13 protein-coding genes are annotated in these 15,650 nt (G+C 35.7%); all 13 read left to right on the forward strand.

The window, feature by feature from the left end:
• The first annotated feature begins 44 nt into the window (after positions 1-44).
• The 13 genes from purR to AC6CHR_RS24095 all read left to right on the forward strand — a co-directional run bounded on the left by purR (position 45) and on the right by AC6CHR_RS24095 (position 15,554).
• Positions 45-890: a pur operon repressor gene (purR, locus tag AC6CHR_RS24035; protein ID WP_498251687.1), complete on the forward strand. Its 846-nt coding sequence runs from the start codon at positions 45-47 to the stop codon at positions 888-890.
• Between the two features lies 1 nt (position 891).
• Entirely contained in the window at positions 892-1,266 is a 375-nt protein-coding gene (locus AC6CHR_RS24040) for a RidA family protein (protein ID WP_498251688.1), read from the forward strand.
• 475 nt (positions 1,267-1,741) lie between these two features.
• A complete protein-coding gene (gene spoVG, locus AC6CHR_RS24045; protein ID WP_046517517.1) occupies positions 1,742-2,032 on the forward strand; it encodes a septation regulator SpoVG in 291 nt (96 codons plus the stop codon).
• A 660-nt stretch (positions 2,033-2,692) separates the two neighbouring features.
• Entirely contained in the window at positions 2,693-4,057 is a 1,365-nt protein-coding gene (glmU, locus tag AC6CHR_RS24050; RefSeq protein WP_498251689.1) for a bifunctional UDP-N-acetylglucosamine diphosphorylase/glucosamine-1-phosphate N-acetyltransferase GlmU, read from the forward strand.
• Positions 4,058-4,086: 29 nt separating this feature from the next.
• Complete coding sequence (locus tag AC6CHR_RS24055) at positions 4,087-5,040, forward strand: ribose-phosphate diphosphokinase (RefSeq protein ID WP_498251690.1); 954 nt, start codon at positions 4,087-4,089, stop codon at positions 5,038-5,040.
• A 297-nt stretch (positions 5,041-5,337) separates the two neighbouring features.
• On the forward strand, positions 5,338-5,955 hold the full coding sequence (locus AC6CHR_RS24060; RefSeq protein ID WP_498251691.1) for a 50S ribosomal protein L25/general stress protein Ctc: 618 nt from the start codon (positions 5,338-5,340) through the stop codon (positions 5,953-5,955).
• A 278-nt stretch (positions 5,956-6,233) separates the two neighbouring features.
• Positions 6,234-6,791, forward strand: coding sequence for an aminoacyl-tRNA hydrolase (gene pth / locus AC6CHR_RS24065; protein WP_498251692.1), 558 nt, complete (start codon positions 6,234-6,236; stop codon positions 6,789-6,791).
• Between the two features lie 155 nt (positions 6,792-6,946).
• Entirely contained in the window at positions 6,947-7,177 is a 231-nt protein-coding gene (gene fin, locus AC6CHR_RS24070) for an anti-sigma-F factor Fin (RefSeq protein WP_498251693.1), read from the forward strand.
• Between the two features lie 336 nt (positions 7,178-7,513).
• Positions 7,514-11,041 (forward strand): transcription-repair coupling factor, encoded by a 3,528-nt coding sequence (mfd, locus tag AC6CHR_RS24075; protein WP_498251695.1) that lies wholly within the window; start codon positions 7,514-7,516, stop codon positions 11,039-11,041.
• A 389-nt stretch (positions 11,042-11,430) separates the two neighbouring features.
• Entirely contained in the window at positions 11,431-11,967 is a 537-nt protein-coding gene (gene spoVT, locus AC6CHR_RS24080) for a stage V sporulation protein T (RefSeq protein WP_498251696.1), read from the forward strand.
• A 252-nt stretch (positions 11,968-12,219) separates the two neighbouring features.
• Entirely contained in the window at positions 12,220-13,797 is a 1,578-nt protein-coding gene (locus AC6CHR_RS24085) for a putative polysaccharide biosynthesis protein (RefSeq protein WP_498251697.1), read from the forward strand.
• Positions 13,798-13,818: 21 nt separating this feature from the next.
• On the forward strand, positions 13,819-15,288 hold the full coding sequence (gene yabN, locus AC6CHR_RS24090; RefSeq protein ID WP_498251699.1) for a bifunctional methyltransferase/pyrophosphohydrolase YabN: 1,470 nt from the start codon (positions 13,819-13,821) through the stop codon (positions 15,286-15,288).
• A gap of 2 nt (positions 15,289-15,290) precedes the next feature.
• Positions 15,291-15,554 carry an RNA-binding S4 domain-containing protein gene (locus tag AC6CHR_RS24095; RefSeq protein ID WP_498251700.1) on the forward strand — a complete coding sequence of 88 codons (264 nt, stop codon included), beginning with the start codon at positions 15,291-15,293 and terminating at the stop codon, positions 15,552-15,554.
• Positions 15,555-15,650 lie beyond the last annotated feature (96 nt).

Here is a 15,650-nt window from a genome sequence, read left to right on the forward strand (position 1 = left end):
TATATTTACATTAATAATATTCGGATTTTGGAGGTTACTATTTCATGAAATTTCGCCGTAGTGGACGTCTTGTTGATATGACAAACTACTTGCTTCATCATCCACATTCATTAGTGCCCTTAACATATTTTGCTGAGAAATATTTATCAGCTAAGTCATCTATAAGTGAAGATTTAACTATTATTAAAGAAACATTTGAGCAACATGGAATTGGTACATTACTTACAGTACCCGGAGCTGCTGGAGGAGTGAAATTTATTCCTAAAGTAGAATTAAAAGAAGCAAAACAAACAATAGACGAGCTTTGTGAACTAATAGCTAAACCAGAGAGACTACTTCCAGGTGGTTATTTATATCTGACCGATATTTTAGGAAATCCTTCCATTGTCAATCAAATTGGAAGATTATTTGCTACTGTTTTTAGTAACCGTAAAATTGATGTCGTTATGACGGTAGCTACAAAAGGAATTCCTCTCGCTTATGCAGTTGCAGGACAGCTAGATGTTCCAGTAGTAATTGTAAGGAAGGATAGTAAGGTTACTGAAGGTTCTACTGTAAGTATTAACTATGTTTCGGGTTCATCTAAACGAATACAAACAATGCTATTAGCAAAACGAAGCTTAAAAGAAGGATCAAACGTATTAATTATTGATGACTTCATGAAAGCCGGAGGCACGATCAATGGGATGATTAGCTTGTTAGAAGAGTTCCGTGCTAATGTAGCGGGCATTGGTGTTCTTGTTGAAACTGAAGGTGTTGAAGAGAGATTGGTAGACGAATACATCTCATTAATTAAATTAACCGATGTTGATACACGTGAGAAACACATTGAAGTAAAATCCGGTACGTATTTCCAAGTTATCAACGATAAAGAGATAGGAGAGGATTAGATTGAAAATTGTTAGTACAAATCAAGCACCAGCAGCTATTGGTCCATATTCCCAAGGTGTAATTACGGGTAATCTCTTTTATAGCTCAGGTCAAATTCCACTTACTGCAGAAGGAGACTTAGTAACAGGAGATATTTCCGAACAAACCCATCAAGTATTTAGAAACCTAGAAGCTGTTCTTAAAGAGGCTGGTGCATCTTTAAATACGGTTGTAAAAGCTACAGTATACCTTAAAGATATGAATTCTTTTGCAGATTTTAATCATGTGTATGGGCAATATTTTGCTGATCATAAACCAGCAAGATCTTGTGTAGAGGTTGCGCGTCTTCCTAAGGATGTATTAGTGGAAATAGAAGTAATCGCACTTACAAAATAGGCCCCTCTATCATATATTCATTTAGGGAAAAAAGCGATCAAGTGAAATAGCTTAATAAAGTATCGTTGCCAATCGTTCGTATGCGGTTGGTTTTTTGCCGTGGCCTCTTTTCTAAAGTCTCTTTCTATAAATTGTGGTTCTCATTTTAACACTTCGAGCATTAGCAAAATATTAACTGAAAAGAGTAGTATTGCTTTGTGCGATTAATTTCTTCGTATCTGATTTATTACATACTTTAAATGGTATGCTAATTTGCTCATCTTATTCCCTTTCATTGCGATTTAAAAGTATAACTACTGATAAATTGTAACACTTGCGCCCCTATAGAAAACAATTTTTCAAGAGAAACATCTACCCTATAACTAATTTAAACACCCATATAATTAAAATAATTTTCAAAATATGCAGGAATAAGGAAAATAATGTTGAATTAGTTACATAAGTTTTTCATATGGGGGAAAAGGTGGTGAACAGAATGGAAGTTACAGACGTAAGATTACGCCGCGTAAATACCGAAGGTCGTATGAGAGCGATTGCATCTATTACGCTTGATCATGAATTTGTTGTTCATGATATTCGTGTAATTGATGGAAATAACGGTCTCTTCGTTGCGATGCCAAGTAAGCGCACTCCTGATGGGGAGTTCAGAGATATTGCACACCCTATTAACTCTAATACACGCGGAAAGATACAAGATGCTGTATTAGCTGAATACCACCGCTTAGGTGAACTAGAAGTTGAATTTGAAGAAGCAGGTGCTTCATAAAATATGAAAAAGACTTTGCTTAATTGCAGAGTCTTTTTTTAGAGTCATTTATAGAGTCTTTTTATGGCTTAATAATTTTAAGAGAATAAAACTAAATAAAACAAAGAAACGACCACGACCACAATTTATTACGGAAAAACCCACTTTTATTAAAGCCTCGTTCCTATTTTTCATAAAAATGTTGTTTTCTTGCTTTGTAAAATCCAATCATTTAATTGTCATTAGACCTTATCAATGTTTTTGGTATGGTGGTCAGCTCCAGAATCCAGCGTCTAGTCCTTCACCCATCTTCATATGATCAGTCAACATCGGACAACTTCCGCTTTTCTTAATTATTTTTAGGTATTTAGGCAACTATACTAACATAATCTATTCCGTATATTTACTATCTTCTAAAGTAATCTACTGCTATTTTATAAGGCATCCTTTTTGTACACGCTTACTTGTTTCGATCACTGACACAAGTTTATCTTTGTTTATCGTTAAAGTAAGATAATTGCATTCGAATAAGTAAAACTGTGATAAAATTAGAAATATCATGTACTTTTTCCTGATATCTTGAAATGCAGGTGGATTTAAGATATATTTTTTAAGGATTAAAAGGTATTACTAATAAAATAGTAAGTTCAAAATTTAGATATTTATATGGGGGCCTAGTAAATGGAAAATCGGTTCGCAATTATACTTGCTGCTGGTCAGGGCACAAGGATGAAATCTTCACTTTATAAAGTTTTACATCCTGTATGTGGTAAACCAATGGTACAGCATGTATTAGATCAAGTTACTAAATTAGACCTAGCAAAGATTGTTACTGTGGTTGGCCACGGAGCTGAAAAAGTTAAATCTCATTTAGGTGATACTAGTGAATATGCACTGCAAAGTGAACAGCTTGGCACTGCGCATGCAGTTTTACAGGCTGCATCATTTTTAGAAGGAGAAGAAGGAACAACAATTGTTATTTGTGGTGATACACCGCTAATCCCTTCAGAAACAATGTCTTCTTTAATACATCATCACAAAGAGACCAATGCTATGGCAACTATTTTAACAGCAAAGGCTGATGAGCCTACAGGGTATGGTCGTATTGTTCGCAATGAGTCAGGTGCAGTAGCAAAAATAGTGGAACATAAGGATGCAACTGAATTAGAACGAGAGATTAAGGAAATCAATACAGGTACATATTGCTTTGATAATCAAGCATTATTTAGTGCGTTATCAAAGGTTTCAAATGATAATGTACAAGGAGAGTATTATCTTCCTGATGTAATTGAGATTCTGAATAAGGAAGGAAAGATTGTTTCTGCTCATCAAACGAAGTCATTTGAAGAGACTTTAGGAGTGAACGATCGAATTGCCTTATCACAAGCTGAAAAAATTATGAAGCAACGGATCAATCAAGAACATATGAGAAATGGTGTATCTCTTATTGATCCTGATCACACATACATTTCATCAGATGCTGTTATTGGGAGAGATACTGTTATTTACCCAGGATCAATGATACTTGGTGAAACGGTAATCGGTGAAAATTGTAACGTAGGACCAAATACAGAAATAAAAAATTGTACCGTATTAAATGGAACAACAATTCGTCAATCTGTTGCCCATGATAGTGAAATTGGCAATGATGTTACAATTGGTCCTTTTGCGCATATACGCCCTTTATCGGCGATTTCAGATGAAGTTAAAATTGGAAACTTTGTGGAAATTAAGAAGTCGACAATGGGTAAAGGTAGTAAAGCTTCTCACTTAAGTTATATCGGAGATGCGGAAATCGGTGCAGATGTAAACCTTGGTTGTGGATCTATCACGGTTAATTATGATGGCAAAAATAAGTTCCTAACAAAGATAGAAGATGGTGCATTTATTGGATGTAATTCTAATCTTGTCGCACCAGTAACAATTGGAAAAGGTGCATTCGTCGCAGCAGGATCAACGATCACAGATGATGTCCCTGAAAATGCATTAACAGTTGCAAGGGCAAGACAAATAAATAAAGAAAATTACGTTGATCGTTTAAAATAATAATACCTATTGGAGGTTTTCATTTAACCATGTCTAATCGCTATGGAGATTCTAGTTTAAAAATATTCACGCTAAACTCTAACCCAGCTTTAGCAAAAGAAATTGCCGATGTTGTTGGTGTTGATTTAGGGGAATGTTCTGTTACACGTTTTAGTGATGGGGAAATTCAAATAAATATTGAAGAAAGTATTCGTGGTTGTGACGTTTATATTATTCAATCAACAAGTGGTCCTGTAAATGAACATTTAATGGAACTATTAATTATGATTGATGCTCTAAAACGTGCATCTGCTAAAACCATTAATATCGTTATTCCTTATTATGGTTATGCAAGGCAAGATCGTAAGGCAAGAGCAAGGGAGCCAATTACAGCTAAACTTGTAGCGAATTTAATTGAAACAGCTGGATCAACACGTGTCATTACATTGGATCTTCATGCGCCTCAAATTCAAGGATTTTTTGATATTCCTATTGATCATCTTATGGGTGTTCCTATTTTGGGAGAATATTTCCTAGGGAAGGAATTAGAGGATATTGTCATTGTTTCCCCAGATCATGGTGGAGTAACACGCGCACGTAAGTTAGCTGATAAACTTAAAGCTCCGATAGCGATTATAGATAAAAGACGCCCTAGACCTAATGTGGTTGAAGTGATGAACATTGTTGGTAATATTGAAGGGAAGACAGCGATTCTTATTGACGATATTATTGACACAGCGGGTACTATTACGTTAGCAGCCAATGCTCTAGTCGAAAACGGAGCGAAAGAGGTATATGCTTGTTGTACGCATCCTGTTTTATCTGGACCAGCTATTGATAGAATTCAAAACTCTAAAATTAAAGAGCTAGTCGTGACGAATTCTATCGCTCTACAAGATGAAAAGCGAATTGATAAGTTGGTTGAGTTATCAGTAGCTCCATTAATTGGCGAGGCAATTGTACGTGTACACGAACAACAATCTGTAAGTTTACTTTTTGATTGAAAAAACAAATTGTTTGGATTAAATACTTATTCAATAATAGGATTCTGGTGAGTTAGATATTTGTTACTCACCAGAATCCTATTTGGAATAGGTGTTTTTTTGTCTATTTTACATTTTGAAGTTGATCACGAATTTATTCGAATAGTCCACCTTAGAAGACTGGCGAAACCTGGAATTGAAAGGGTTGGTAAAATAGTTAAATTCATTTGATATCGCCATTGTTCCAAAAAATGTTTATACCTTCTTTGAATTGGGCAAACAATAGATATGGTTGAAAAATGTTAGGAAGGTGTTTATATGACAACATTAAATGCGACAACAAGAACAAAATTCACTAACTCAGCTAAAAGGAAGATTCGTGAGTCGGGTCAAATTCCGGCTGTAATTTATGGTAAGGCATCCGAAAGTAAGGCTGTGGCAATAGATAGTATTGAACTTATCAAAACACTTAGAGATGAAGGGAAAAATTCAATTATTAATCTAAGTGTTGAGGGCACATCTCACGACGTTATGCTTTATGATATGCAAACGGATTCACTGAAAAATGAGATTGTACATGCGGACTTTCATATTGTCGATATGCAATCAGCTGTGGAGGTTGAGGTGCCAATTCAATTAATTGGCGATTCACGAGGAGTTAAAGATGGTGGTGTATTACAGCAACCACTACATCTTGTTACAATCAGTGCTAAACCCGGAAAATTCCCACAATCGATTGAGGTCGATATCGAGAATTTAGAAGTGAATGAGACCATTTTAATAAAAGATCTTCCTAAAAAAAATGACTATACCTTTATACAAGATGAGGAACAAGTTGTTGCCTCAATCCTTCCTCCTTTACAAGAAAAAGAAATCGATAGTGGTGAGGAGCAAGAGGCTGGAACACCAGTGAATGAAGAAGGAAGAGAACAATAAGTTAGCTTGGTTGCTGATCCAAAAGTGTCAGCCTTCCACCAATATACATAAGTAGGACAACCATACTTATGTATATTGGAGAGGGCTGACACTTTCTTTTGGGTCGGTATTATTTATGTAATTTTTAAACTGTAGAAAGTTAATATGTAAAAGTATAGTGAAAAGTATATAATAGAGGTAGATGATTAGTGTAGGCTCTTTCCTAATGTTGAAGATTTTAGACTCATTGGAAAGCAGCCAGTTGGTAAGAGGAAGCTTTGTTAGGAGGACTTCTCGTTATGAAACTCATAATTGGATTAGGAAATCCAGGGAAACAATATGAAAAAACAAGACATAATGTAGGTTTTATGGTTATTGATAAACTTTCTAAAGATTTAACTATTCCCCTTGATCGCCAAAAATTCAATGGGATATATGGAGTAGGACATATTTCTGGAGAGAAAGTCATATTATTAAAACCACTTACATACATGAATTTGTCAGGTGAATGTATTCGTCCTTTGATGGATTTTTATGATATAAATGATGAAGATATCGTTGTTATTTATGATGATCTTGATTTACCTGTAGGCAAGACACGATTACGAACTAAAGGTAGTGCTGGTGGACATAATGGTATTAAATCAATGATCTTACACCTAGCTACTCAAGACTTTAACAGGATTCGTGTCGGGATTGATCGTCCTAATAATGGAATGAAAATTTCAGATTATGTTCTAGGACATTTTACAAAAGAGAATGAGCAAGGAATAAATGAAGCAATTGAACGTTCCTCTGATGCTTGTGTAAAATGGCTCTCAACCTCATTTACACAGGTTATGAATGAATATAATTAAAGGACCGGCGCCAAAAGCGTAAAGTAATTCCTTATACAAAAAACAATAATCCTTGAAAAAACAGCCTTTAGCCAATATATGAATTGTAAAGCCATGTATAATGATCGTCTAAGTGGACATACTATCATTAAAACAAATCCTTTCAGGAGGCAAATATGGCTCTGCATTATCATTGTCGGCATTGTAGTGTGAAAGTAGGAAGCATTGACAATATCTCTGTTTCAAGTCAGCAGTTAGGATTTGACCTTTTATCAAATGATGAACGACAAGAGATGATTACCTATCAGCAAAATGGTGATATTGAAATAAAAACAATTTGCGAAGATTGTCAGGATGCTTTAAACCGAAATCCAGATCTTCATCAATTTGAGAGTTTTATACAATAAGCTCTTTTCAAAAAAGGTAAGCTGCACAAATCCTACAAGTAGTTTTACAATAAAAGAATAGTAAGAAATAATGGGCGAAAAAGGCATCAGAAAAGGTTAGATACGTAAAGTTTGACTTCATACGAAAAACAACATACTTTGCGAAAATAACCACCGCTAAGAGCTTTGGGTACAATCCCAAAGCATTTTTCTGTTTTGAAATTCGGTTTAGTAGTCAAATAAGGCCCATTTAATTAATAATAATAAGAATGCGTTCCGCTTATGCTCTTGTATGCAACGATAAAGAGGTTCAAAAAATAGATATATCAATCATTTAACTGAGAGGGGGATTTAGCCTTGTATAACTTGCAAACATATTTTAATGAAACAGATGATTTTAAAACGATTATCTCAGGGATTAAAGAAGGATTAAAAGAACAACTTGTAGCTGGATTATCAGGTTCGGCTAGGACTGTGTTTACAGCAGCTCTTTATAATGATGTAAGCAAATCAATGTTAATCGTTACACATAATTTGTTTCAAGCACAGAAGATTTATGAGGACTTGGTTCATCTTCTAAATAAAGATGTCTATCTTTACCCTGTTAATGACTTAATTGCTTCAGAGGTTGCAATTGCTAGTCCGGAGTTAAAGGCTCAAAGAATAGAGGTTCTTAATAGATTAGCTGAAGGCAAGAAATCCATCATCGTTGCCCCTGTAGCTGGCATTAGACGTTTACTTCCACCTATGGACCTTTGGCGAGAGAATCAGCTAAAAATGACGGTAGGACAAGAAATTGACTTAGAACAGGTGATGGGGAAGTTTGTTTCACTAGGTTATGAAAGAGTTGGAATGGTAAATGCACCAGGAGAATTTAGTGTGCGTGGTGGAATCTTTGATATTTATCCTTTAACAGAAGAACATGCAATTCGAGTTGAACTTTTTGATACTGAGGTTGATTCCATTCGTTCGTTTAATATAGATGATCAGAGATCCATAGACATGCTAAAGGAAATATCAATTGGACCTGCAACTGAAATGCTTATCGATGAAGACTCAGTAAAGCGAAGTATTCAAGCGATAGAAGTCGGTTTAGCAAAAAGTCTAAAAAATATGAAGAGTGAACAACAAAAAGAATTACTTATTGAAAATATTCAATATGACTTAGAGCGCTTACGAAATAACCAAATGAATCAAGATATCTTTAAATATTCAGCCCTCTTCTATGAGGAACCTGCTAGTTTGCTAGATTATTTCAGTGATGAATCTGTCGTCATTCTAGACGAGATCGGTAGAATTCACGAAACATATGATCAATTAGATAGAGAAGAAGCTGAGTGGTATACGAATCTACTTGAGGACGGAAAGATTATCCAAGATGTGAAGATGTCACATTCATATGTTGATGCTGTAGCGAAATCTGATCATCCATTAGTCTATTTATCGTTGTTTTTAAGACATGTTCCTCATACAAGTCCACAAAACATCTTAAATTTATCCTGTAAACAAATGCAAAATTTCCATGGGCAAATGCATGTTTTGAAAAATGAACTTGAGCGCTGGAAAAAATCCAACTATGCTGTTGTGTTTTTAGGGGTTAATGATGAAAGAGCAAAAAAATTAAAGCAAGTGTTAGAGGAGTATGAAATCATAGCAACAATCCTAACTGACAAGGAATCCGTAATGAGTGGGAATGCTTCGATTATGGAAGGTGATCTTCAGACTGGTTTTGAACTACCGATGCAAAAGCTTGCAGTGATTACAGAAGAAGAGCTTTTTAAAAAGAGAGTTAAAAAACAAGTAAGAAGACAGAAGCTTTCAAATGCAGAAAGAATTAAAAGCTATTCCGAGTTAGGTGTTGGCGATTACGTAGTCCATGTCAATCATGGTATTGGGAAATATTTAGGGATTGAAACACTTGAAATTAATGGGATTCATAAAGATTACTTAAATATCCGTTACCAAGGCAGTGATCAACTATATGTACCTGTCGAACAAATTGATCAGGTACAAAAGTTCGTTGGTTCAGAAGGTAAGGAACCTAAAATCTACAAGCTTGGTGGCAGTGATTGGCGTAGGGTTAAAAAGAAGGTAGAATCATCTGTTCAAGATATTGCAGATGATCTAATTAAGTTATATGCAGAACGAGAGGCTAGTGAGGGCTATGCATTTTCACCAGATGGGGAAATGCAGAAAGAATTCGAGTTAGCCTTTCAATATCAAGAAACAGAAGATCAGATTCGCTCTATCCAAGAAATCAAAAAAGATATGGAACGACTACGTCCAATGGACAGACTTTTGTGTGGAGATGTTGGTTACGGCAAAACAGAAGTTGCAATAAGAGCAGCATTTAAAGCTATTGCTGATGGCAAACAGGTTGCATTACTAGTACCAACAACCATTCTTGCTCAACAGCATTTTGAAACGATAAGAGAGAGATTTCAAGATTATCCAATAACTGTAGGCTTACTAAGCCGTTTCAGAACAAGGAAAGAAATAACTGAAACGAAAAAAAGGTTAAGTAATGGAACAGTTGACTTGTTAATTGGGACACATCGTCTTCTCTCAAAAGATGTTATTTATAAGGATCTAGGTTTATTAATTATTGATGAAGAGCAGCGTTTCGGTGTAACACATAAAGAGAAGATTAAGCAGATGAAAGCAAATGTAGATGTTCTTACATTAACGGCAACACCAATACCTAGAACGTTACATATGTCGATGCTAGGGGTACGTGATTTATCTGTTATCGAAACACCTCCAGAAAATCGCTTTCCTGTTCAAACCTATGTGGTCGAATATAACGGGGTTTTAGTAAGAGAATCGATTGAACGTGAATTGGCAAGAGGGGGCCAAGTATTCTTCTTATACAATCGTGTTGAAGATATAGAACGTAAAGCAGAGGAAATTTCTAGGCTTGTTCCAGATGCAAGGGTTATCTATGCACATGGAAGAATGTCAGAAAATGAGCTTGAGTCAGTGATGCTTAACTTCCTTGAAGGGGAGTACGATGTTTTAGTCAGTACAACAATTATTGAGACAGGTGTAGACATTCCTAACGTAAATACATTAATTGTTAATGAAGCAGACAAGATGGGGTTATCACAGCTTTACCAACTGAGAGGAAGAGTTGGGAGGTCGAACAGAGTTGCTTATGCTTATTTCACACATCGAAAAGATAAAGTGTTAACCGAAGTAGCTGAGAAAAGGCTACAAGCTATCAAAGAGTTTACCGAATTAGGTTCTGGATTTAAAATTGCCATGCGCGATCTTTCGATCCGGGGGGCAGGAAATTTACTAGGTGCTCAACAACATGGATTTATTGACTCAGTAGGATTCGATCTATACTCACAAATGTTAAAAGAGGCAATAGAAGAAAGACAAACTGATCAACCTAAAGAAAAGGCAATTGATGTCGAGATTGATCTACAAGTGGATGCTTATTTACCACAGGAGTACATTGCAGATGGACGTCAAAAAATTGATATGTATAAGAGCTTTAGAGCGATTACCACTTTACAAGAATTAGAAGAACTTCAGGAAGAAATCGTTGATAGGTTTGGAGAATATCCTGTCGAAGTTGATTATTTATTCCAAATTGCAAAGATAAAAGTATTCGCTATTCAAGAACGTGTTGAGCTTATTAAGCAAGAAAAGGATGTAATCAATATCCTCATAGAAGAAGAAGCAAGTAATACAATTGATGGTCATAGGTTGTTTGAATTAAGTAACAAGTATAATCGGATCGTTGGATTAGGTATGGATGGTAGTAGATTAAAAATGACAATTGCAACGAAAGGATTAGACACGAAAAAGTGGTTGATCATCATTGATGAATTGTTAAATGGGTTGGCTCAGGTAAAAAAACAGAAAGTCACGAAATAGCTGATAGCATTGACGTCTTGTTCGTATTTTCTACCAAAAGGGGAAAGCAAAAGAGCGATTCATGTTTAATATTTAAAGCTAAAGGCTAGGATGAATAGTTGCAATTTATCAAAAATGTTAAAAAATCACTTTCGAGATGTATATTACACCTTATGTGAAGGATACTAAATTCAACAAATGGTGATTGTTACATAAAGATTCACTCCTGTAAATAAGGTTTTTTAAAGTGGTGAAATTGTATAGGTTGTTAACTGTATTAGTGTCGGTGACACCTAGAGCTTTACATTTCTTAAAAACAGGTAAGAATTCAAACACAAGTAACTTACCATTTAACAGGAATAAACAGTCATCTTTTTTCCTATCATCCGATGAAAGTGAGGCAACATAAGATGAAAGCAACTGGTATAGTTCGTCGAATTGATGATTTAGGTCGTGTAGTAATACCAAAGGAAATTCGGAGAACCCTCCGAATTCGTGAAGGAGACCCTTTAGAAATATTTGTGGATCGCGATGGTGAGGTTATTCTAAAAAAATATTCCCCAATAAGTGAACTCAGTGATTTTTCTAAGGAATATGCAGATGCTTTATACGACAGTTTAGGTCATCCAGTATTAATATGTGACAGGGATACATTTATTGCTGTATCAGGTGGGTCTAAAAAGGAATACTTGACGAAGGCAATTAGTGAAGCTGTTGAGAAAGTCATGGAAGATAGAAGCTCTGTTTTGCTGGCTGATGCTGGTGATACTCAAATTGTCCAGGGGCTTAGTGAAGAGATTAAATCATATACGATTGGTCCAATCATTGCCAATGGGGATCCAATCGGGGCTGTAATCATCTTCTCGAAGGATCAGACAATGGGAGAAGTTGAACATAAGGCTGTTGAAACGGCTGCAGGATTTCTAGCTCGCCAAATGGAACATTAATTCTTGTATCAAAAAAGAGGGGCAATTTTTGCTCCTCTTTTTTGTAGTCTTCGAAGTTATAAAATTTATGGTTCTGCGGGTAAGCGCTTGACATATAGCTCAAGCAGCCTTATTTTGAGAAAAGTCGAATGCTTGTCGGGGCTACCAAGGCGCATACTCTTTTCTAGGTGTTTTCACAGCACAAAAATTACCAAGTAGTGTAAAATAGGTGTGATATAATAAGCTAGATGTATGTAATGAGAGGGGAAGGGAATGAACGTTAAGAAGAATAATGTGAGCCTTGCATTTCAGGGTGCGGTTATCCTAACAATAGCGGGGCTTATTACAAAAGTAATGAGTGCAGCATACCGAATTCCCTTTCAAAATATAGTAGGAGATATCGGTTTTTATATATACCAACAAGTATATCCGTTTTATGGAATGAGTATCATCTTAGCAACATCTGGTTTTCCAGTTGTGATCTCAAAAGTGATGACAGATTTTGGGTATGATAAATCGAATCAAATTAGATCTAAGATTTTGACGATTGCATTTCTTTATTTACTATTGATTGGACTTACAATAGCCACAACATTTTATCTGTTTTCTGATAATTTAGCTATTTATATGGGTGATGCACACTTAACGCCACTTATTCAAGTTACTGCGATTATTTTTTTAATTATACCGTTTACTTCGATTATTAGAGGATACTTTCAATCACAACAAAATATGCAACCTACTGCCTTTTCACAGGTTATTGAGCAGGGAATAAGGGTAGTCTGTATTTTGTTCGCTTCTTATCTAATGGTAATATCTGGTAGAAATCTATATGAAGTAGGTTTTGGTGCATTAGTCGGTTCAATAGTTGGAAGTCTTGCTGCTCTTATCATGTTAGTAATGATTTGGATTAGAAAAAAAAGGCATACGGCAATTAAGTGGAATGTTTCAGCACCGATACATAGTTTGAGCATTTTATCTGCACTCATTAAATACAGTTGGACAATTGGCATAAGTAGTTTATTGCTGATCTTAATCCAACTTATAGATGCACTAAATTTATACGCACTTTTAATTGATGGTGGCATGGGAGAGGTTTTAGCAAAAGAGACAAAGGGTGTCTATGACCGCGGTCAACCATTAATTCAATTAGGGACTGTAGTCGCAACGGCGCTTGCCCTGTCACTCGTACCTATTATCGCAAGTGCGCAGGTACAAAAGAACTTTAGTGTCATTCAGGATAAGGTCAACCTGGCATTAAAGGTGTGTATTGTTATAGGTGCTGGGGCAACAGCAGGCTTAATCTCAATCATGAGACCTGCAAATGTTATGTTATTTACGAATGATTCTGGGTCAGTTGAGTTGATGGTTTTAAGTGGCTCAATTTTATTTACCTCACTTTGCTTAACTGTTTTTGCTATTCTACAAGGTTTAGGTTATACCTATATTCCAGCACTATCAGTCATAGTAGGTATTGTCGTTAAATACAGTATGAACATATGGCTAATCCCGTTATATGGTGTTTTAGGAGCGGCTATTTCAACATTAGTTTCTTTTTTTATCATTGCTGCAATCGGAGTTATCTATATGGTTGTGAAGGGCTACTATTTTACAGAAAGTAAGAGTTTAGTTAAAGTAGGACTAGCCACCTTAATGATGATGGGTACGTTAACGATTTCGTTAAATAGCATTGGGTTATTTTGGGAGTTGGATAATCGGTTTTATGCAACCGTAGTAACGTTTATTTGTATGTTTATAGGTGGTAGTGTGTATGGCTGGTTAATTATTAAGTTTAAGGTATTCTCCCATAACGAGCTTCAATTCGTCCCAATTATAAAAAACATTATTTAATAACAGAAATGAGGTCTATAGATGGCAAAGACAATTACTATTGTTGGTTTAGGTGCCGGAGACTTAAATCAGTTGCCCTTTGGCGTATATCAATTAATTACAAAGACGGAGCATTTATACTTACGGACAAAAGAGCACCCAGTTATTAAAGAAATAGATCAACAAATAAGCTACGAATCATTTGACTCAATATATGAAGAGAATAATAACTTTGGTGATGTTTATCAAAAAATTGCAGAGGTGTTAATGGAAAAGGCTACAGATGAGAGTATTGTTTATGCAGTACCAGGCCATCCACTCGTAGCAGAAAAAACCGTTCAAATTCTATTGAGTGAGGGAAGGGAAAGAGGTTATACAATAGTTGTACAAGGTGGCCAGAGCTTTCTTGATGCAACCTTTCAGGTCCTTGAAATTGACCCAATTGATGGATTTCAACTTGTGGATGCACTAACTTTAAATAGTGAAGCACTACAATTGAATGGACATATTATTATTACACAGGTTTATGATCAGATGGTTGCATCTGACGTTAAGCTAACACTAATGGAGCAGTTGCCGGATGATTATTTAGTGAAAATTGTTACAGCAGCAGGTAGTGAAAGCCAACAAATTAAAGAGGTAGCACTTTATGAACTCGACCGTGAAACAAGTGTAAATAATTTAACGAGTGTATATATCCCACCAGTCAAAAATGAGGCTGACTTACACCACCAATTTACCTCATTACGACAAATTATTTCTACATTACGCGGTCCTAATGGATGCCCTTGGGATAAGGAACAGACACATCAATCCTTAAAGCGGTACTTAATTGAAGAATGTTATGAGCTTCTAGAGGCAATTGAAGAAGATGATATAGATCATGTAATTGAGGAGTTAGGAGATGTCCTCTTACAAGTTGTTCTTCATGCCCAAATTGGTGAGGATGAAGGGATGTTCTCAATTGACGATGTCATAAGAGGTATTTCAGATAAGATGGTTCGTAGACATCCCCATGTGTTTGGTGAAATAACTGTAAGAGATTCGGAGGAAGTACTCGCTAATTGGGATGAGATCAAACGTGAAGAAAAGGGATCCCAAGATAATGAATCGATTCTTGATGCTGTTTCAAAGACACTCCCTGCTCTTTCTAAAGGTTTCCATCTTCAGAAAAAGGCAGCAAAGGTTGGTTTTGATTGGCCTTCAATTAATGGTATCTGGGATAAGGTAAAGGAAGAAATAATTGAGTTTGAGAATGAATTAAATCTATCCAATAATCAGCAACTCTTAATGAGAGAATTCGGTGATTTATTATTTGCACTCATAAATGTAGGAAGACATTATAAAATAGAACCTGAAGAAGCTCTATCATCTACGAATAAAAAGTTTTATGATCGTTTCCGTTACATCGAAAAAAAGGCATTGGAAAAGGAAAAGGCGCTTCAAGATATGTCCTTGGAGGAAATGGATCAATATTGGAACGAAGCAAAGAAAATAGAAAAAGAGGGATAAATATGAGACTAGATAAATTTTTAAAAGTATCAAGATTGATAAAGAGAAGAACATTAGCAAAAGAAATTGCTGACCAAGGGAGAATCTCGATAAATGGTATCGCTGGAAAAGCGAGTTCGAATGTCAAAATTGGTGATGAACTATTAGTGAAGTTTGGTCAAAAATTAGTTACTGTCGAAATTTTAAACTTAAAGGAAACAACACGTAAAGAAGATGCTGCAGACCTATACAAAATCGTAAAGGAAGAACGGGTTAATCAAGAGTAAAGAAGCAATATTAGGGTTGTCTAGCTCCAGGACCTAACTCCTCGAGTCATAAGCCAATTCGTCCAGAAGGTGAAGAACAACCTTCCGGCCGGCTTG

This window comes from Metabacillus sp. GQ13 (genome assembly GCF_059758525.1).